General features: G+C 51.5%; 17 protein-coding genes and 2 pseudogenes. 8 read left to right on the top strand and 11 right to left on the bottom strand.

Features of this window, described 5'->3' with window-relative positions; genetic code table 11:
• The first annotated feature begins 70 nt into the window (after positions 1 to 70).
• Both ACR0L9_RS10755 and ACR0L9_RS10750 read left to right on the top strand, forming a co-directional pair.
• Positions 71 to 706 (top strand): acetyltransferase, encoded by a 636-nt coding sequence (locus ACR0L9_RS10755; RefSeq protein WP_480568511.1) that lies wholly within the window; start codon positions 71 to 73, stop codon positions 704 to 706.
• Between the two features lie 216 nt (positions 707 to 922).
• The gene (locus ACR0L9_RS10750; RefSeq protein WP_480895625.1) at positions 923 to 2,563 is read left to right on the top strand and encodes a hypothetical protein; all 1,641 of its coding nucleotides are present in this window, start codon (positions 923 to 925) and stop codon (positions 2,561 to 2,563) included.
• On the opposite strand, the gene ACR0L9_RS10745 is transcribed toward ACR0L9_RS10750, so the two are convergent.
• From ACR0L9_RS10745 to neuC, 6 genes and pseudogenes are all read right to left on the bottom strand, one after another.
• Entirely contained in the window at positions 2,548 to 3,567 is a 1,020-nt protein-coding gene (locus ACR0L9_RS10745; protein WP_480895624.1) for a Gfo/Idh/MocA family protein, read from the bottom strand. The two genes, ACR0L9_RS10750 and ACR0L9_RS10745, sit on opposite strands and share 16 nt — an antisense overlap.
• A gap of 2 nt (positions 3,568 to 3,569) precedes the next feature.
• A complete protein-coding gene (locus ACR0L9_RS10740; protein ID WP_480895762.1) occupies positions 3,570 to 4,361 on the bottom strand; it encodes a nucleotidyltransferase family protein in 792 nt (263 codons plus the stop codon).
• Positions 4,362 to 4,475: 114 nt separating this feature from the next.
• Positions 4,476 to 4,619: pseudogene (locus ACR0L9_RS10735) on the bottom strand (CBS domain-containing protein); the annotation flags it as partial.
• Positions 4,616 to 5,362, bottom strand: coding sequence for an acylneuraminate cytidylyltransferase family protein (locus ACR0L9_RS10730; RefSeq protein ID WP_170422970.1), 747 nt, complete (start codon positions 5,360 to 5,362; stop codon positions 4,616 to 4,618). The pseudogene ACR0L9_RS10735 and the gene ACR0L9_RS10730, both read right to left, overlap by 4 nt.
• Entirely contained in the window at positions 5,355 to 6,440 is a 1,086-nt protein-coding gene (gene neuB / locus ACR0L9_RS10725) for an N-acetylneuraminate synthase (RefSeq protein WP_170422972.1), read from the bottom strand. Before neuB ends, ACR0L9_RS10730 begins: the two co-directional genes overlap by 8 nt.
• A gap of 12 nt (positions 6,441 to 6,452) precedes the next feature.
• Entirely contained in the window at positions 6,453 to 7,619 is a 1,167-nt protein-coding gene (gene neuC, locus ACR0L9_RS10720; protein ID WP_480895623.1) for a UDP-N-acetylglucosamine 2-epimerase, read from the bottom strand.
• Between the two features lie 141 nt (positions 7,620 to 7,760).
• Between neuC and ACR0L9_RS10715 the strand changes: the two genes are divergently transcribed.
• The 3 genes from ACR0L9_RS10715 to ACR0L9_RS10705 are packed head-to-tail and all read left to right on the top strand — an operon-like array spanning position 7,761 to position 11,673.
• A complete protein-coding gene (locus ACR0L9_RS10715; protein ID WP_480895622.1) occupies positions 7,761 to 8,993 on the top strand; it encodes a polysaccharide biosynthesis protein in 1,233 nt (410 codons plus the stop codon).
• 2 nt (positions 8,994 to 8,995) lie between these two features.
• The gene (locus ACR0L9_RS10710) at positions 8,996 to 10,150 is read left to right on the top strand and encodes an aminotransferase class I/II-fold pyridoxal phosphate-dependent enzyme (protein ID WP_480895621.1); all 1,155 of its coding nucleotides are present in this window, start codon (positions 8,996 to 8,998) and stop codon (positions 10,148 to 10,150) included.
• Between the two features lie 5 nt (positions 10,151 to 10,155).
• The gene (locus ACR0L9_RS10705; RefSeq protein WP_480895620.1) at positions 10,156 to 11,673 is read left to right on the top strand and encodes a hypothetical protein; all 1,518 of its coding nucleotides are present in this window, start codon (positions 10,156 to 10,158) and stop codon (positions 11,671 to 11,673) included.
• Positions 11,674 to 11,702: 29 nt separating this feature from the next.
• Here the strand turns inward: ACR0L9_RS10705 and ACR0L9_RS10700 are convergent, their stop codons facing one another.
• Together ACR0L9_RS10700 and ACR0L9_RS10695 are read right to left on the bottom strand one after the other, a co-directional pair.
• Positions 11,703 to 12,659, bottom strand: a complete 957-nt coding sequence (locus tag ACR0L9_RS10700; RefSeq protein WP_480895619.1) for a Gfo/Idh/MocA family oxidoreductase — start codon at positions 12,657 to 12,659, stop codon at positions 11,703 to 11,705.
• Between the two features lie 153 nt (positions 12,660 to 12,812).
• Positions 12,813 to 13,528, bottom strand: a pseudogene (locus ACR0L9_RS10695) (IS5 family transposase).
• A gap of 201 nt (positions 13,529 to 13,729) precedes the next feature.
• Here ACR0L9_RS10695 and ACR0L9_RS10690 point away from each other — a divergent pair.
• The 3 genes from ACR0L9_RS10690 (at position 13,730) to ACR0L9_RS10680 (ending at position 16,757) form a co-directional block, all read left to right on the top strand.
• On the top strand, positions 13,730 to 14,815 hold the full coding sequence (locus ACR0L9_RS10690; protein WP_480895618.1) for a hypothetical protein: 1,086 nt from the start codon (positions 13,730 to 13,732) through the stop codon (positions 14,813 to 14,815).
• Between the two features lie 160 nt (positions 14,816 to 14,975).
• Entirely contained in the window at positions 14,976 to 16,088 is a 1,113-nt protein-coding gene (locus ACR0L9_RS10685) for a glycosyltransferase family 2 protein (RefSeq protein WP_480895617.1), read from the top strand.
• A gap of 12 nt (positions 16,089 to 16,100) precedes the next feature.
• Positions 16,101 to 16,757 carry a sulfotransferase gene (locus tag ACR0L9_RS10680; RefSeq protein WP_480895616.1) on the top strand — a complete coding sequence of 219 codons (657 nt, stop codon included), beginning with the start codon at positions 16,101 to 16,103 and terminating at the stop codon, positions 16,755 to 16,757.
• A 275-nt stretch (positions 16,758 to 17,032) separates the two neighbouring features.
• Here the strand turns inward: ACR0L9_RS10680 and nadC are convergent, their stop codons facing one another.
• The 3 genes from nadC to nadA are packed head-to-tail and all read right to left on the bottom strand — an operon-like array spanning position 17,033 to position 20,418.
• Positions 17,033 to 17,899, bottom strand: coding sequence for a carboxylating nicotinate-nucleotide diphosphorylase (nadC, locus tag ACR0L9_RS10675; RefSeq protein WP_480895615.1), 867 nt, complete (start codon positions 17,897 to 17,899; stop codon positions 17,033 to 17,035).
• A 12-nt stretch (positions 17,900 to 17,911) separates the two neighbouring features.
• Positions 17,912 to 19,450 (bottom strand): L-aspartate oxidase, encoded by a 1,539-nt coding sequence (locus ACR0L9_RS10670; protein ID WP_480895614.1) that lies wholly within the window; start codon positions 19,448 to 19,450, stop codon positions 17,912 to 17,914.
• Positions 19,447 to 20,418, bottom strand: coding sequence for a quinolinate synthase NadA (gene nadA / locus ACR0L9_RS10665; protein ID WP_480895613.1), 972 nt, complete (start codon positions 20,416 to 20,418; stop codon positions 19,447 to 19,449). Before nadA ends, ACR0L9_RS10670 begins: the two co-directional genes overlap by 4 nt.
• Between the last annotated feature and the right edge of the window lie 68 nt (positions 20,419 to 20,486).

The following is a 20,486-nucleotide window of genomic DNA, read 5'->3' as shown; positions in this document are numbered from 1 at the left end:
ATCGTTTGGACGAGTTCGAAGTCTCAACCTTGCGCCTCTGGCAATCAGAAAAAATGTTTGGATCAGAAAAATGCAGCGATTAGTTATTCTTGGCGCGGGGGGAAATGGGCGCGTTGCCGCTGAAATTGCGGAGCTGTCAGGATGGAAACAAGTTGTGTTTCTTGACCCCAATTGGGAAAGCCAACGCCAAAGTGGTATTTGGCCAGTAGTCGATGATGATCGCACGGATGTGCTGATGAGTCAGCCTCATGACAGCTTTTTCTTTGTTGGAGTAGGTGACAATAAGAAACGTGCATTTTTACAAGAACGACTAGAAGATCTTAATCTGCCTATCGCCACTTTGGTGCACCCCAAAGCAATCGTGTCTCGTTATGCAGACGTTGCACCAGGCTGTTTGATTTCAGCCGGTGCCGTTGTGAATATCGGCTGCAAGATTGAACGCGGGACAATCGTAAACACAAATGCCAGTATCGACCATGACAGCAGCGTCGGCGCATTTTGCCATGTAGCGCCCGGTTCTCAGATCGCAGCAGATGTTACTTTGGGTGAGCGGGTATTCATAGGCGTCGGGGCAAGCGTGCGAAATGGAATTACAATCCTGGCCGGAGCAGTTGTTGGCGCAGGCGCTACGGTGATCAAAACGGTCGCGGCGGAGCAGTTAGTCGCTGGCACTCCGGCCCGCCCACTAAACCGCACTGATCGCTAACACTCTCATGAAAAGGATTATTTAAACCGGAAATGGTAAATGCGTAAACTATCTTGCACAATATGGTTTCAATCTTCATCGCGGGCAACATTGTCTCGGACGAAACTAAGAAAGTTTGCCTTTCGATTGCGTGCACGGCGTAGGATATTGGTGTTCTTTCAAACCCAGATACCGAAGGAGCATGCAAAACAGATCAAACGGTACAAGCGTTTGGGATTGATCGAAGTTTTCCAGGTTGACGGTCTGGCGGGTTTCTACTCCGAAACGGACTTTCAGATCGCCATCCAGACTCAGTTTTTGGCAAAGTACATCGTGTCAAAAATTGCCCCGTCAATGCTATCGAAATCCGGGTTCAGTTTTGACAGAATAGACATATCCAATATGTCTGCAGGTTTAGAGTTACAGCTGGCCGATAACCTCTATTCGAGAATCAGACAGTTTCTTGCGATATTTGACAAGTGCAAGGTCGATAAGAACGATCTTTGGGAAGATTTTGGGAATTCACTTTTGACAAATCTTAATGCCCAGAGCCTTTGGTACCCAGGGCGTTATCAGGAATGGCCGGCCCACGTTAATCTAGTAGCAAAGGAACCAAACTTCTTTAGACCTGACATTGAAACTTCAGGGTTTGGGCATTTCCCAGATTCACGACCTCAGACACTCCTTTTAGGTAACCCAGGGCAGCCGACATATCTTCGATCCGCTGAAGCGATCGGCTACGCCGAACTAAAGTTGGGAAAGCGATTTGATGCGATTTTCGAAGTTCGATACCCTAATAAGATTGCTCCTTTGCATTGGGGTGATGAGTTTGTCTGTCACTCTTCAGAGTTCTATCTGAATTCACCCGAACCGGCCCTTGGTGACGCAAAACTAAGACTCGCACTACCCGAACAGAATACCAGCAAAACAGTACATGCGCAGTTGTCCAAATCCGACCCGCTTTTGGTACAAAGATTTGGGTTTAACCCAGAGAACTGGTTTGCTCTATTGTTAAATGAAACACTCGCGGCAACGAATACCAGACTGCCTAGGATAGCAGGGTTCTATCACTGCCTCATGAACCATCCGCAGTTTGAGAATATCGAAACGCTCGTTTGCTCACCCAGCCGGTCCGCAGTTTTTGTCCCCATCGCGTTGGGCCTGAAGCAAAAAGGCGTCAAGACCATAGAATATCAGGCTTTTTTCTGGAGCGCCCATCCCAGATATCAAGTCCTTGATATGAATCTCTTTGTCTGCTCGGATGCAGCAACAATGAAGGTTATCGAAGAGAAAATTGACCGCGTTAGCCACAAGACTAAAGTTGTGCTTGGACCATCTTTTGGCATGGCAAATTTCATGAAAGACTACGCGGTTTCTTTGTCAAAAGAACCCGAGGAAGAATCACCTAAACCAATAGGTATTGCCCTGCAACCGATCAATGATAAGGAATTCGAAGCCGCGTGCCGTCTAATTAGGGACGCCGGGTACGATATTCTGTGTCGACCACATCCAAGGTTGGACCGGGCTCAGGTCAAAGCCCAGTTTGGGAGGTACGGCCAAATCGATGACGGCACACTTGTGGACTTCATCCGAAACACTTCTCTGGTTGTAACCGGGTTTTCAAACGTTGCATTGCAAACTGCTTTGGTGGGTAAAACCGCTGTCTGCCTACCCGTGCCAAATCTTTTGGGATTGAACCTGTCAGATGCTTCGCAACACATTCACCTGTGTAATGACTTGGAAGATCTTCACAGATTTCTGGGTACAAGTGAACATATCAACGAAACCCCAAGTTTTCACGATCCTATCAGCCATTGGTGCGAGATCAGGCGGGCAGAGACGCCTGACCAGATATCGACATTTCAGGCTAATGGATAAACGCTTGCGCGATCAACGTCACTTAACGGCAACGCAATGACTGAAGTCGTCTCGATTGCCTTGCGAGCTGCAATCATAACTTCCAGAGCTAATGTCGCGTCGATCAACGAAGCGCCGCCTTCGCTGCGGTCATTTAACAGATCAAGAAACACGTCACGCGTATGATTGACTACATCGCCGGGAACAAAATCCTTCCACGGAATCTCCTGTAAGGCAGCACCATAGAAATGCTTCGGGAGGTCTTGTGTTTCTGGTTTACGTACAAAGACTTGAGGAGGTTCCGAAGTGAATGGCATCAGCACGCGCCCGCGTTCAAATCGGAACTCATATCCGCCGATGACACCGATATCATCACCGATCTCCAACAGCAAACGTCGTTGTTTGGGATAACTTACAAGAACGGCACCTCCCACGTCTTTGAATTGCGGGCCACGTGGGTTTGTTGACTCTGGCTGAGTACCAACCGCTGAAACGTAAAGGGGAGTATCGGAGAACATCCAATTTGCGAGATCAAAATAATGTGTGCCTAGGTTTCCCAATCCACCAGCACCTTGTGTGATTACAAAGGATTGCAATTTCCCGAATTGAGGATCCCCATCAAACTGGCGTATTGTTCGAAGCACATTCCAGCACCGGTGATTGTGATTGACCAACGCATTGATACTATTGTCCTTAGCGATCCGCACCATCTCCAAACCGTCTGCAACTGAACAAGCGACCGGTTTTTCTACCAGAACCATTTTCACGCCTGCGTCGACCAAAGCGCGGAACAAATCAGCGTGGCTATCTGCAGTCGTCGAAATTGCTACGATGTCTGGAACGTTAGCGAGAAAGGCATCCATCGAATTAACTAGAACCGACACGAGCGTCGCGTCTTGTGTCACGCCCCACGGCTCATCAGAACTGTCCAGAATCTTAGCAAGTTCAAGGCCAGCTGCGCGCCCAGCAAGCACAGTGCGATAGCCCATGCGCCCCAGGCCAATTACTCCAAAGCTCTTTGTCATCTTTATCCTTCGCTATCTGTCACGATCTTGCGCGCGCGCTGCAAATCCTCGGGCCTACCGATATCGATCCAATCTCCGCTTGTCGGAAAAATGCGCGTATTGATTTTTTGCTCGCGCAAAACATCGAACAATGATGGCAGATCGAAGAATGTTCCGCTTGGAACGTGATCAATGGCAGTGCGATCTAGCACATAATACCCGGCATTTATGAAGTACTTATAAGTAGGCTTCTCGCTCAGAGACCTTATTTCGAAACCTTCGGTCTCCACGACTCCGAAGGGAATTTCGATTTCATGTTCTCGCACTGCCATCGTCGCGCAGGATTTCTGATCCAAGTGGAATTCAAGCATCTCGCGGTAGTTTGTCGAACACAAGATATCCGCGTTGGTGACAAAGAACTGATCAAAGACACCGGCATCGACCAAGGAAAGTGCACCACCGGTCCCAAGGCGTTCTTGCTCTTCTACGTATTCGATGCGTACACCCAGTTTGTCGCCGGATCCGAAGTGATTACGGATCATCTCAGCCTTGTAGTTGACGCAGAAGATGAAGTTTTCCAAACCGTTGTTTCTGAACCGCTTGATAATTTTCTCAAGGATGGGTTCGCCATCAACTTCCAGCAGCGGCTTCGGTTTGTCTTTGGTCAATTCCCCAAGGCGCGAGCCAAGGCCACCAGCCATGACTACAACAGCTACATTGTCCAGTGTACTACCTGGCAAATGCGGGGAAACAGCAACCGACACAACCGATCCTGTCTGATCAACGATCGGAGCAAAAGTGATTTTGTTGCGCATTAAGAACTTTTGCTGATCCGAGTGAGTTACCCCAGCGTCAATTGTTCGCGGCGATTTATTCATCAAATCTTCTGCAGTCTTGTCGACCAATGGACCTTGAATCATCGCCCGTCGAAGATCTCCGTCAGTCACGGTACCCAGCAATTTGTTTTCGGGCCCGACTACGAGGGCAAACCCCACGGCTGAGTTATCTATGATCTTAAGAACTTGGCGAAAATCATCCGTCGGAGAGACAAAAATTGAAGCAATTTCTTTCAATGCTCATTTACCTCTTTATTCTCAGGATTTTGCAAATCTTGCTTTGCCAGAAGATCGAATGCCAACTCGGCAAAGCTCCAATCGTCTTCCGTGTCAATATCTAGCGAGTATAAGCTGTCCATCTCGTATATATCTGTTTTATGGCAAATTGCCCTTTGTTGAATAGTCAATGCCTCCCTTGACCACGCATAGATAGACCCATTCAACTGAAAGACTTCTGGTGCATCTTGCCGTCTCTTGACATCGCCGCTAAGAGGCTTGGACAGCGAGTAAGTTCCTTGGTCGGCGTCAAATTCAAGAAGGTTGAAATACGGAGAGTTCTTGGCGCGCGCTACACTGAGCACACTATCGAGCTTATCGTCTTCGAGCCTGGATACAGCCTCCTGAATATGTCGGCTTTGCCGTAATGGAGATGTTGCCTGTAAAAGCACGACGGTAGTGTATTTCTTGGCAGACAGGGCTTCGCATTCGGAAAGTGCGTGCAATACAACATCCATCGATCCAGCCAAATCTGATGCCAGCTCATCTGGTCGTTTGATACATCTGGTTGCGCCTGTTTCCTTTGCGATCGCTAGATAGGTGTCGCTATCACTGGAAACCGCGACTTCCGTAAATATGCCAGCGGCGACCGCATGTTGGACGCTATGGGCCAACAAAGGTTGGCCACGAAAATCCCGGATGTTCTTGTGTGGAACACCTTTGGACCCCGCCCTAACCGGGATGATGCACAACCTCTCAGTCATTAATCGGGTCACCTTCACGATAGTCTTTTGAAGCTGATGTACCAAGCATCTCCCAAAACAACAGCGGGTCCTTGCCAGACGCCGCACGTTTTGTTGATAGATTTTCCAGCGTGAAAGGATTTCCTTTGGAAATGTCCGCCTTTGCTACCAGACGTTTTCGTGCCGCATTCATCGTGCTGCGCTCTTCCGGCGTACAGCATTTGACAGAAGAGCCAAGCATTGCTTCGACTTCTCTGACGCTAGTAAAAATAGCGGCAATTTCATCTGGCTCAGCTGAAGCCGCGTGATCAGGACCCTCTAGCGAATTGTCGAGTGTAAGGTGTTTTTCTATGCAGCACGCACCAAGCGCGGCGGCCGCAATTGAAGCGGTTCCACCCAGCGTATGGTCAGAATAGCCGACACGCAAACCAAACGCTGAGCGGATGGTGCCGATTGTATGCAAATTTGTAGCTTCTGGGCTGGATGGATAATTTGAAACGCAGTGCAGGATGGTCACTTTGTCTTGCAGACCTGCGCGCAGTTCCGGATCCGCCCACGCCATACTCATATCGTGCCTACTGGGGGCAGCAGGTGGTGCCGGACTATATCCTAACGCTAGAAGACCCAGAGCGCGCTCAATTTCCCCCAAGTCGGACATTCCGGTCGATAGAATAATATCGCATCCGGTCTGTGCCGCAGCATAAAGCAATGGCCCGTTATTAAGATCACCCGAACCAATTTTTAACAGGCTTTGCCCAAGCCCCTTGGTCAATAATTCGAGGCTCACAATATCAAACGGTGTCGATAGGAAACCAATTCCGCGTTCCGAACACTTCTGAATGAGGGTGTGATGCGCAGCTTCGTTCAATTCCAGATCGATGAGCATTTCAAGCTGCGTTTTACTGGAACCGATCTGTTGCTCTTGATAGTCGGCCAACGCAGCAGACTTTGATACCATCGCTTTGGCAGAGAAGGTTTGAAACTTGATCAGGTCAGCCCCGGCATCGGCGGCTGCATCGACCAACGCAAGGGCTTTGTCCAGCTCCCCGTTATGGTTTACACCGGCTTCGGCAATGAGGGTTATTTTGCTATTCAGCATGATTACGACTTTCTATCGCAGACTGTGGAAGCGCTTCGCCAGTATTTCGTGGCGCGAGCGATTGCGGGATACTGATCGCAAAGCGTCAACGATTTTCGCCGCACTGTGTCCATCCCCATACGGATTGACCACGTCTTTGTCCGAATACTCCGTTGTTGCGTGAATAGATGCCAGGATCTGATCTTTTGTACCGGCGCAATCGAAGACACTTGTTGCGCGCAATCGGCCTTTTTGTCGGTCCCCAATATTGATTGTTGGGACCGACAAGCTAGGGATTTCGTAGAGGCCGCTGGACGAATTGCCGATGACGGCCTGCACTTGACGAACAGTGTTGAAGTAGAGGGTCTGACCCAAGCTTTTTTTGAAAATGGAACTTGGCCGCTGAGCAACATAGGCTTGTAAAGCGGCATTGAATTCTGCCCCGCCTGTATCGGCATTGGCACCAGTGAAAATTAGCTGCGCGTCTGGAAGCTCGTCCAATGCCGCCAATAATGCATGCAATTCTGAGCGACCGAGATCTTCTTTCAAAGTAGTGGGATGCAACGTGATCAGGTAAGTAGAGACACCATCAGATAAGCCCAATGCTGCAAAAACATCGGCTCGCGACATCTGTGGTATGTTGTGCAACGCATCAAGCCCCGGGCTGCCCACATTTACTACGCGCCAGAGTTCTTCTCCCATCTGAAGCACATTCTGCGCCGCATCATCGGTCGACGTACAATGCAGATGGCTTAGTTTTGTAATCGCATGCCTGAAGGCGTCGTCATAGGCTTCTTCGGTGACATCACCACCGCACAAATGGCAAACGGGAATTCGATGAAGGGCCGCGGCTGTGGCAGCCCCTAGAACCTCGAACCGATCGCCCAGAAGCACGACCCAATCGGGCGCCAACCGCCCGAGAGCCTGAGCTACGCCCATGGTTGCAAGCCCTGCACTGACTGCCGGACCAGTTGCAGTGCTGCTATCAAGGTACATCTCAACTGTCTGATCGACTTGAAATCCGTCTTGTTCAATTTCTGAAATCGTGGCGCCTTGTGACGTTGCGAGGTGCCCTCCCCCTGCGATAATACTCAACCTCAGCCCATCACAGTCAGCAATTTTGTACATAGGCCAACGTAGTAGTGAATAATCCGCACGACCTGTCGTGATGCAGGTCACATGGAGGTCTGAATCTTGCACCTGTCGCTCCTGAAAATGTCTTGTTCCTGCTCGGTTTCTATTTCATTCGCTCGTGCCATGCCACCTGTTTGCAGACTTTTTGCTGCTTGACCAGAGACCAAAATTACCGGAAAAGCCGCATCATTAAAAATGGAGTGTCCTATGGAGAAGAAGGATTTATCACCCCTTGCAACGGGGCGAGTTGAAAGCCTTTTCCAAAGTGATCTCTGGGCTAAACGCGACGAGATTCATCGTGTTATGAATGGCGCGCGCGTTCTAGTAATCGGCGGTGCTGGCTCAATCGGCAGTTCCACAGTCAACGAGATTTTGCCGTTTCGGCCGGCCGCGCTGCATGTCATCGATCAGAATGAAAACGAACTGGCAGAATTGGTGCGCAATCTACGGTCGGCGGAATCGCCAATAGACGTAAATGACTTCCGCACGCTGCCACTTGACTATGGTTCGCCCGCATTTCGAGCGTTTGTGAGAAATGAAGGACCCTATGACTTTGTTCTGAATTTTGCCGCCATTAAACATGTAAGATCCGAGAAGGACGGCTACTCAACGCTTCAGATGTTCGACACAAACATCCTGAAGCAGGCGCGCCTCGTAGAGCTGTTAAAACATGTTGGATTTAACGGAAGATATTTCAGTGTTTCCACGGATAAAGCTGCAAATCCAACATCTTTGATGGGCGCTTCAAAGCGAGTCATGGAACATGTGATGTTCGATGACGGATTGATCGACGGTCTTAACTGCACGATCACTTCTGCCCGTTTCGCAAATGTCGCCTTTTCCAATGGATCTCTACTTCAGAGCTTTGAAAAGCGTCTACAAAAAGACCAACCTTTGGCCGCACCTAAAGGCACGCGGCGTTACTTTGTGTCGCTGAAGGAAAGCGGCCAGCTATGCTTATTGGCCGCGACAACCGCCCCGCACAAGCATATTATGGTACCAGATCTCGACCCAGAAACTGCACTTGTAGAAATGCAATCCGTTGCCGAAAATGTTCTGGTGGCGAACGGTTATCAGCCAAAGCACTACACTGATGAGGCGCAGGCCTGCGTTACGGTACTAGCCGACAAAGCAACAGGGCATTGGCCTTTACTTCTAACTCCATTGTCGACTTCGGGCGAGAAGCCATACGAAGAATTCGTCGCCAACGGCGAGACCTGCGTTGAGCTAGGATACGATGCTCTTTTAGGCGTGCAATACCTACCGCTCGAAGACGCGGGCGTCATGAGGCAACTTCTTGCTGAAATGCAAGAAATATTCAAGAGGGCTGAATCCGAGGCAATCTCTAAGGAATCCCTGAAAGCTCTGATCGCCCTTGCGGAGCCAGCATTCCTCGACAGCCACAAGGAAACTGGCATGAACCTTGATCAAAGGGTATAGCTATGATCCCCCTGTGCATTCCGAATATTTCTGGCAACGAAGGCAAATATCTCGCCGAGTGCGTGTCCTCGACTTTCGTGTCATCCGTAGGCCCATTTGTGGACCAGTTCGAAGCGAGAACCAAAGAGGTAACCGGTGCAGCCTGGGCGGTCGCAACCTCGGCAGGCACGACGGCTTTGCACACCGCCTTGCATTCGTTGGGTGTGGGCCCCGGAGATCATGTGATCATTCCTTCACTGACATTTATTGCTACGGCAAACGCAGTCTCGCACTGCCATGCGGTGCCGATCATCATTGATGTCGACGAAGAACGTTGGGGTATGGATGCAAGCCTCTTGTCTGAGTTGTTGGCACGCGAATGTACCCGCGATGCGAGTGGAGTTTTGCGTTATTCTAAGACAGGTGGGGCAGTCAAAGCAGTCATGCCTGTTTTCGCAATGGGGCTGCCCGCAGATATGGATGCGATTGTTACTGTAGCTAAGTCTCATAAACTGCCCATCGTCGCCGATGCTGCCGCTGCTATTGGCGCCACTTACAAAGACCGACCTCTTGCGCAGATGGGTGCGGATCTGACGGCATTGTCCTTCAACGGAAATAAGCTGGTGACATCAGGAGGGGGAGGTGCGATCGTCTCGGGAAAAGACGTCGGTGGAGCGGAGATCAAACACCTGACGTCGACTGCGCGCGTCGGTGCCGCATATGATCACGACATCATCGGCTTCAATTACCGAATGACAAATGTACAAGCCGCAGTGGGTGTCGCCCAGCTTGAACGTCTTGATGAGTTTCTTCGAAACAAGGCCAAGATCGCCGCAACTTATGCCAGCCAATTTGAGGACTTGAATGGAGTTCTTTCGTTTCCCTCGCCCGATGACAGCAACGGTTCAAATTGGCTATCGGGTATTTATCTTCCGGATGCGTCGCTTGCGTTAATGTCTCAGTTGCGAGAAGCGCTTTCGCACAATGGGATCGAAGGCAGGGCCTTCTGGAAGCCCATTCACATGCAAGCCCCTTATAAGAGCTGTCCGCATATGTTGAGCGGAAGATCAGAAGCCATCTGGGAACGTGTTCAACCATTGCCCTGCTCCACCCATCTCGAGGATCTTGAACAAGAACGCGTGATTGAAGTCGTGCGGTCTGTTCTGGGGCGGATCTAGTCTAAGTGCCACCAATATCTGATAAAAACCTTGAGCTTTTCATCAGCGCGATAGAGAAGATAGAAGACTTCGAAAAGCAAGGTGTAGTAACGCGCTGGCGCTATCGTGGCTTTCATGTCTGGCCAATCGTCAAGTATGTAATTGTGAAACAGATGGTTTTTGCGATGAACCGCAACTACTCATCTTCCGACCGGTACAAGCGATATCCGAATTTCGCCAAGCGCAACCGGCTCCGACCCGCTTATTCGAGGCTATTAAGTAGAAAGCCAGCCGATAGTCTTCGGTCCGTTGACACTCTGCCGATCGAACAGTTGAAGAACCACAAATACTGGTGTCTTGGTTCGGGATCAGGTTTTTATGATTTGGATGGTGAAAAGGCAAGCCAGCATCACCACGCGCTTCGCGTCGCGTTGATGGAAAATGGGCACCGGAGCATCGGGCTGTACTCAGGGTTCGATCCCGATACTATGCCAGCTCGCTCGGAATATGGACCTCATGCTTCGCTAGACCCGTTTATTAAGAATGTCGCGCTAATAGCGCGAGTACCGAAACTTTCGCACGCGTTTTTGTATAAGCACTTTAAATCCATAGAGTCGGTTGTCAGTCTGACCGGCCATGGTGACACCGAACTGTGTGCTTTCGTCGACACAGTAATTGGGAGAGTTGATCACGCGGCAAACTGCTTTACTTACCTTTTCCGTTCCATGCGGCCGGATGCAATAATTACCAGCAATTATGCGTCGTTTTATGGTTGGGCACTGGCACACGTCTGTCGGCTATACGATATTCCGTACATTGACATCCAGCACGGCATCGAGGGACGTTTCAACGGGTCCTACTATTTCAAAAATACGCCAAAAATGGATTGGTCAACTTGTCCTACAGCGCATATGTGCTGGACTGAATCGGACGCCGAAAGCTTCATGAGGCAGAACGCCAAACGCCGTGCTGCGGTCGTTGGTCCGACATGGGAACAGTTTGCCAAGTTTTTGCCTGATCAATCTGACCGCAACCGCAGAACCCTTTCCGACTTTCAATCGCGTAACGGGCCATTAGTGCTATTTGCAGCGCAACAAGCTGATGACATTCTGTTGGCCCAAAAATTGCACCAATCCGGCCTCAACATATTATTTCGTTGTCATCCTCTACGAAAAGACGAAACCGAAAAACTTGTGGATGCGACGCAACTAGCGGCGCTGGGATGCTCCTTGGCATTTGAGACACCGCTTCCGTCACTTCTTGATGCAGTTGACGGTGTTATAACGGGATACTCTGCCGTAATCCTCGAAGCATGCCTCAAAGGCGTGGCGGTGTTGGCAACCGGCAGTTATGCTAGCCTTCTGGAGGCAGACTACGCGCGTGAGCTCGACGGACTCCTCACCATCAAATCCGGCATAGCGGGTGATGAAAAGATTTACGCAGTACTAGAATGGGCACGACGAATAGAGCGCGAGAGTTCTAGAAAAGTGCAGTCAAGGAAATCGTACTCGGACGCATTGGAAGCTTTGGGAATTACCCAATAGGAAAACGACCCTTCAAAAGTGTGGAGACACTAGTGGTCACGCGACAGTATTTTGGCAAATACCTTCATGCGCGATACCTGATTGCGCATGCTGGGAAGTCGGTGACCATCATGGTAGATAAAGTTGGAAACCATATCAGGCAACCCGGGTTTTAGTCCTTCTGGATCCGCCGCAATCTTGATTGGATTCACTTGGAATGATTCTCGACATTGCTCTGTAAGCGTTTCAAGTGGCTTTAATCGCAGCCGCCTGTTGGCAGTAGCTATTTCGACATTCCAGTTTCCACCAGACCGCCAATCTGCAAAACAACTAAAGAGCGATTGATCTCCGACTAACCCGCAGCTTGCGAACCGTGATCCGTTCGGATGCCAGGGGATTTCACCTTGCCTTACTGCCCCGGAAATTAAGACCTCACCTAAATCCTCGGAGGCCTGACCCAGATAGAAGGCCATGTCAAAAACATGTGACGAATTTGCGTAAGGAAGATTCGCCAAAACCTCAGGTGGGTGCACACCCAAAGATTCGAGCCTGTCTGGTAGTTCTGTGAACTCGAAGTGGATCAATTGCGCACCGCCATCTTCATTGATGAGATCTGATGCATGCTGGGTTGATTTGAAGAATCTTCGGTTGTACGCAACGCGAATGCAGTCTTGCCTATCAAGCTCTGCCAAGGCTTGCATATCCTCAAGGTCTATGCCTCCAGGTTTCTCGACAAGGATTGACTTTATGCCCGCGTCAAGAAGTGAGGCGCAAACCGCAGACAATTGGTTCAAATTTACCGCCACAATTGCTGACGCGCCGCGCACATCCGTTTTCTTGAGCTGCTCTGTAAGCGGGCCTGTTCCGGCTATTATACCGGTTTCCGCTTCAAACCGTTTTGCAGAGTCAACGCCTCGCCCCAAACAACGAAAGGAGATGCCCAGATGTCTTAGAGTCTTGGCGTAAGCGATTGCCATGTTGCCTGCGCCAACTAGTACGATGTCCACAATACACCTCCGATTACTGAGTGCTCGTTTCACATCAGTCTCTTCAGATGAGGTCAACTACAATCTGAAGGCAAAGAGTGAAAATGATCTTACGGTCGGATTCGAGTACCAATGATCAAGCTACAATTTGATGCATAGTGTCAGGCTTCCCAACTAATGGATTACGGTTTCCGCGAGAACGATGGCTGCGAGGCAGACCTTTGGACAGCAGTCAAAGCGCGTCGCGACGCGCCTCCGGCCCTAGAGCGTGCCGAACATGATCTCGATGCGGTTTCGCCGCTTGAATCGGCGCTTGTCATATTTGAACGGGGTCTTGCGCTACTTTCGGCCCAGATTGCAAGCACGTATCCCTTTGTCTCGCAGTGCTTCCCGGAACCTGTCGGCATCGTGGCCGCGTTCCCCAAGCAATCTTTTGACATTTGGAAGGCTGCCAGGCAGCGTGTGTGCGCCAATTTCGTCGCTCACCTGTCCAGCGGTGACAAGCAGGTTGAACGGGCGCCCTTAGCTATCGCAGATGGTGTGCGATTTGGAGTTCATGTCGCCCTTGGCTCGACCATTCAGACGATCACGCCACCTTTTTTGGCAACCACTCTGGTCGCGGTACAGTGTGCTTTTAGATAGGCCGCGTCGATCATAACAACCTTTTGCGCGCCGTATTCGGCACCAAGCTCAGCCATTATCCGCGCAAGAACCTTTCCTGCTCCAGCACTTCCATCGGCTGTACAAGGTCTTGCGCGGGTCATATGCGACAGGAGCATCACGCCAGCGCAAACCATGCGATTGAATAAGATTATTTCACTCAACACGCACATGTTGTCGACTCTGGGCCTGCGGAGTTGCGGACTCAGATCGTGATGATTTGCCCACATTAGATTTTAATCAGAATAGTGAAGGAAACCGCAACGATCGGAAACACCATCACACCGGATACCTCCGCTCAAACAAACTGGTCTGAGATCCGACCGGTTCGGCGTTGGATGTAGACGGCAAGTGTAGCTATCGATAGACAACTTCCACAGGGTCAAACCGAAAACGAGGGCCCGAGGCAACCCAGGCAACAGGAAGAAACTATGAAGCGCTGTGCAATTGTACAATTTGAACCGCGCCATGAAGAAGTCATCCCCAGCTTGGTGGCCGCCTGTAATGCCAACGGGTACCGGCCACGAATCTTTCTGCATCGCCGGATCTTAAAGCTGCGCGGAGATATCATGTCCTTGGTGCCGGGATTGGAATTTGATGTTGAGTATGTGCCTTTGAGCACACCGGATTACCGGGCTGCGGATGCACCAAAACATATCAAGTCTACTTTGGCTGCAATTGAAGCGGCCGAACATGACTTCGTCCTGATGGCCTCTTTGAGTCGTCCAAAAGCGGCAAGCTGGGCGCATGGAGTGAAGAAGCCATTGATCATGGTCCTGCATAATCTGGATCAGTTCAGCCAGATGGCACCCCTGCGCGAGACGCTTCAGATGCCAAATACGCGCTACATCAGCCTGAGTGCACATGTCACGGCTGAATGGATCAGCCGGGTGGGCAAAGCCCATATGGACAGGATCGCGACGTTGGAGCCGTTTTATTGGATCGATGATCCGGAACCAAAGTTGGTCCAGCCGCGTCAGGTCGTGATCCCCGGCAACGTTAACATGCGGACACGTGATTACCCTGGCTTGCTGGATCTTCTTGGCAATCGACCGGACGCCTTTCAGAATCTGCATTTCATCCTACCGTCAGGAGGCGGAGATCGCGCCAAGGTTGAAAGTGAGATCCAGGACCGAAAGCTTGACGCGCGTTTTACGTGCGTGCCTTTGGACAACAGCGGGCAGGTCGGGCATGCCGCGTATTTTGACGCACTGGCAGGCGCTCAGGTGATACATCCGCTCATGCCATTTGACTATGAACAATATCAACGGATCAAGATCACATCTGCCCTGTCCTCATCGGGTGGATTCTGTGTGCCGATCGTCATGGACCGCTGGTCAGAGGCCTGTTACCGACCACCAATGCTGATTGCTGACAATGGGTTGGAGGCAAGCCTGACCCGCATTTCAGAGGCGAGTGATGCAGAACTCAGCGATCTGCAGGTAGCACTGAAGTCTTACCGCCGATCTGCACTTGCAAACGGAGCTGTCGGGCTAAGACGGCTAATTGAACAATAAGTGCATCTATCCGGTTCACTCTCAGCCTTTTAGATCCACCTACCACCGAGTTGGAAATCGCCCAAGTTGGCAACATGATGCCGCGCCGTACATTTTTCGTTCCTATGTGAAATTCGCAGTTCAGAACATCTGCAAAACCGTTATTCTCAATGAGCACCACATGACATGCGGTCTGGCGGATCACCAGACTGAAGCGTCGGATCAAAGGAATGGAATGACACGAAAGCTAGCGATCCTGACGGTCAAAGATGAAGGCGCGTTCCTGTTGGAATGGCTCGCCCATCATCAGATGGTTGGTTTCACTGATTTTCTGATCTTCTCGAATGATTGCGCGGATGGCACCGATCTGATGTTGCACCGACTCGAAGAGATGGGGCAAATCACTCATGTCAGCCATGAAGCCAAGCCCGATAAGAGCGTACAGTGGCAGGCTATGAAACAAGCCGCCAAACATCCTCTATTGAAAGAAGCAGACTGGATATTGGCGCTCGATATTGATGAGTTTGTAAATATCCATATTGGCGACGGCTCATTAAACGCGCTCATCCATAGCCTCCCCGAGGCGGATGCGATCACGCTCACCTGGCGGCTATTCGGAAATGCAGGGATCGTTTATTTTGAAGATGCGCCGGTGACCCAACAGTTCACTTCGTGCGCCCCCAAACCCATCCTTTGGCCGTGGCGCGCCTCGATGTTCAAAACGCTTTATCGCAACAACGGGATTTACCGTAAACCAGGCATTCATCGGCCAATTTCGCCTGATCAGACCCGCGTGGATGAGGCGCGCTGGTATGATGGATCAGGCCGTTTGCTTGGTGGCGATCATCGCCGCCAGCGGGTATTTTCCAACTATACCCAAGATACGACCATGAGGGTTCAGCTTAACCATTATGCTTTGGGCGCGATGGACTCCTTTCTGCTCAAACGTGCGCGTGGACGTGGGGTGCATTTCAAAGAGAAAATCGGCATGGATTATTGGGTCGATTACAACTTTAACAGCGATCAGGACGTCTCTATTTCCCGCTACCAATCTGCACGGGCTGCTCGGGTTACCGAGCTAAAATCAGATGCCACACTGAAGAAGCTACATGACAAGGCCTGCGAATGGCGGCACAAGCGATTTAAGGAACTTTTGGAGTCAGAACCTGAACGCGCGTTTTTTGCTCGCCTGATGATGGCTGGCCAAACCACACCTCTGACGGAGCATACGGCCCGTCAGCTTATTTCAGTTGCCATGCGCGCGAACCAGAAAGCCGCCGCAGAATCCGAGTAGGAGCCTTCCTTCGTGCCGCAATCATCAATAGCCCCTGAATATCTCTCCACCCTTGCAGGACGTACGCGGCGGATATTTCAGGTCGGTTTCAACAAGTGCGGCACAAGGTCGATTTCCGCCTTTTTAGATAACAACGGCATTCCGACGGTTCACTTCAAGCGTGGCAATCTGGCCCGCGCGCTCGCTAACAATCTTAAGTATGGCTATGCGCCGCTCAATGGCATCGACCGTTGGGTCGGCTACACCGACATGCAGATGGTGAGCGGCTCACGCGTGATTGAAGGTTGCCGTTATTTTCGTCAACTCGCGGCATATTATCCCAATTCCTATTTCATATTGAACACTCGAGACAAAGACAGGTGGATCGCAAGTCGCCGAAACCATGGCAATGGGTTTTATGCTGAGCGTTATCGTAAGGGTATGAATTTCGAGTCGGTTGATCAGGTAATTGATCATTGGTCAGAAGAATGGGATCGGCATCATCAGGAGGTGCCCGAATTTTTTAAGGACAAGCCGGATAAATTATTGATATATAATATAGAAACAGACAGGCCTGACCAGATGTCCGAGTTCCTTGCGCCTGATTTTAAGACTGATCCGACTTTATTCGGCCATGAGGGTAAAACGTCCGGAGGCAATGACGCCGACGATGCGGTTTCTCCGAATTGAGATGTCATGGCCTGCTTATTTGAGCAGCATAAGAAATCGAGTGTGGGCGAGAACGAAAGGTTCGGTCGCCAACTCTCTGACGAATGAATGCGACATAAAACTTGCCCAGCTTAGCTGGCTAACGGAGTGACAAGACTGAACAGGCAGGCTGCGCCGCCGCGCACCTTTTGATTGCCTTGTTTCCTATTGTGTCGGCGATGCTCTCGCCTTTGGCAATTTTCTTGGAAAGGCCGTTGATTTCGATAATTTGGGCAATGAGCTTCGTAACTGTTGGTTTACTCTTGGTGCTGTGAGAGCACAAAATCCAGACCAATATCGAGGCAGTGTGCACTGTGGGTGATCCAGCCCATAGAAATCAAATCAACACCGGTGTTCGCCACAGCCCGCACATTATCTGGGGTTATCCCGCCTGAAGCTTCGGCAATGGCTTGACCATCAATCATGCCTATAGCTTCGCTTAAGGTTCTTGGATCCATGTTATCCAGAAGCACCGCATCAACACCGATTTTCAGAACTTCGGCCAGCTGCTCCAGCGTGTCGACCTCGATCTCGATCTTGACCATATGACCGACTGTCTCTTTGGCCCGCGTCAAGGCCGGGCGGACACCCCCGGCTATGGCGATGTGGTTGTCCTTGATCAGCACCGCGTCACTTAAGGAGTAGCGATGGTTCATGCCGCCGCCTGATCGCACAGCGTATTTCTCTAAAGCCCGCAAACCGGGCGTTGTTTTTCGGGTACAGACGATGGCAGCACGCGTGCCTTCGACGCGGCGAACCATATCAGCAGTCACACTTGCAATACCCGATAGATGACCCAAGAAGTTGAGCGCCGTACGTTCGGCAATCAGCAGACTGCGCGACGGCCCTTTGAAAGTGGCGATCACTGCGCCGGGCGCAACTGTCCCACCATCCTCGACATGGCGGAATATTTTGATCGCCGGATCTATCAGCTCACAAGCCAATTCAGCACAATCCAGACCGGAAATACATCCGGATTGGCGCGCGCAAGCCACAACTTCGGAAACATGATCCGAAGGAATAACAGCCGAGGAGGTGACATCTCCGGCGAGGCCCAAATCTTCATCAAGTGCGCGGCGGATCACCGGCTCCAGCATCGTTCGGGGCAACGGGGCTAGGGGCATGATAGTCATTTCTCAAGCAGTCCTCAAAAAGGGTTCCTGACTGGTCAAACTCGCATGAGCAAGTACTTCGGTCAGTGTCATCAAAAGAGATTGCGCGTTCGCCTCAGGATTGGGGAAGTCACTTCGGTAATGTCCGCCCCGCGATTCACGGCGCAGATCGGCAAAGACCGCGATCGAAAGCGCGACTAGTGCAGGGTCAGAAGCGCAGGCAGCGGTTTCCACCATCGGCAACAACTTTGAAATGGCAAAACGTAGGCCCGTCTGGTCACGGATCACACCCAGATATTTTGAAACCAAAGGCCGGACAAAGCTTGGATCAGAATTAGGCAGCACGTCCACCGCAGGAGCAAGTGAGAGATTTCGCAATTCACTCGTGGCAACATCATTTGCGGCGCGGCGTCCCATCACCACTGCCTCCAGCAGTGAATTGCTGGCAAGGCGATTGGCACCATGCAGGCCAGTGGCCGCGCATTCACCTATGCCCCATAGGCCTGGCAGGGTGCTTCGTCCATACTCATCAACGGCGATACCGCCCATGTGGTAATGCGCTGCCGGAAGTATTGGAATGGGATCGCGTGCCGGATCAATTCCGCTTGCTGCGCACAATGCATGGATGCCGGGGAACCGCTGGACAAAATATGTACCAAGCGCGGCGCGAGCATCAAGAAACGCTCTCCCACCTTCTAATATGACCTGATGCACGGCACGAGCCACCACATCGCGCGCGGCCAGTTCCGCCCCCGGTATATGCGACATGAAGCGCTTGCCGGTTTGGTCGATCAGAATTGCGCCCTCGCCCCGGACGGCTTCACTGACCAATGCCAGAGGTGTCTGCTTGGTATCCAGCGCTGTGGGATGAAACTGGACAAATTCCATATCGCGCAAGGCTGCCCCGGCGCGGGCGGCCATCATGACACCCTGGCCGAAATTACCTGAAGGGTTGGTGCTTGCACCAAACAGACCGCCGCAACCGCCTGTCGCAATAACGACCTGAGATGTGCGCAATACCTCTGCTTGGGCATCTTTTTGCAGATGAACGCCTGTGACGTGTCCGTCTAGCGTCAACACCCGTCGGGCTTCGACTCCGGTCAAGCAAGTGATCGACTGGCATTGCAACACGGCACTCGCAAGGGCCGATGTGATTTCGGCTCCGGTGCGGTCGCCGCCTGCATGCAGTATGCGGCGGCGGGAATGCGCGGCCTCGCGCCCCAAGGCATATGTGCCGTCGGCGGTTCTATCGAAACGAACACCATGTTTCTCTAACACAGTGATCGCCTTTTGCGCTTCGCAGAGAATGGCCGACGCCACGGTTTCATCGCACAGCCCGTCGCCGGCCCGCATAGTATCGACCAAGTGTTGCGCAGGATCACCATCCGCGCCTAGTTCGGCGGCAATCCCTCCTTGAGCCCAAGCGCTGGAACATTCCTGGCCCAGCCCAGCACGTGTGATTAGCACTACTGGTCGTGGGGCCAATTCCAGCGCAGTTATCAGCCCGGCGATGCCGCCACCGATGATGGCAGTTCGACCATGAAGCCCTTCGAGCCAGATCATTTCACTGCCAGCATCCGTTCTACCGCGCGGCGCGCATCTTCGGCGATGGCCGGTTCGACGGTGACTTCGTGATGACCCAGTTCCAATGCGTTGCGAATGTTGCGCAGACTAATGCGCTTCATATGTGGACACAGGTTACAGGGGCGCACGAATTCCACCTCAGGATGGTTCAGCGCCACGTTGTCGCTCATCGAGCATTCGGTCAGCAGGCAAACCCTCGTCGGTTTTTTGTCACCGACGAAATCCGACATGACTGCGGTAGAGCCAGAAAAATCTGCTTCGGCAACCACTTCGGGCGGGCACTCAGGATGGGCCAGGACCGTAACATCCGGCCACGCTTCGCGCATTTCACGTATATCGGCTGGAGTAAACAGTTCGTGCACCTCGCAATGTCCATGCCATGCGATCAATTCGACATCGGTCTCTTTGGCGACGTTCTTGGCGAGATACTCGTCCGGGATCATCAACACGCGCGGCACTCCGAGGGATTCCACCACCTTTACTGCGTTGCCCGACGTGCAGCAGATATCCGATGCCGCCTTCACCGCTGCCGAAGTGTTTACATATGTGATCACCGGAACGCCGGGATGGGCTTCACGCAGAAGCGCAATATCCTCGGGTGTGATGGAATCCGCCAGTGAACACCCCGCGCCCAAATCTGGGATCAGCACCGTCTTTTCCGGGTTCAGCAGCTTGGCAGTTTCCGCCATAAAATGTACACCAGCCAACACAATGACATCGGCATCAACCTCGACAGCTTCGCGCGCAAGCGCAAGGCTGTCGCCCACGATATCGGCAACTCCGTGGAAGATCTCCGGCGTTTGGTAATTGTGGGCGAGGATGACCGCATTCCTCTCGCGCTTGAGATCAAGGATGGCTTCCAGATCATCTTCAAACAGCATCCATTCGGGTTGCGGGATGATCTGCTTTACCCGGTCGTAGAGGTCTGGAAGGCGAAAATCTTTCATTGGCTTCTCCATTTATACTCGAATCGAGTATATTGAAGTCATGCTTATTCTCGAATCGAGATTATGTC

The sequence above is a fragment of the Ruegeria sp. I3 genome (genome assembly GCF_056532525.1).
This window is presented reverse-complemented; position numbering and strand designations above follow the sequence as displayed.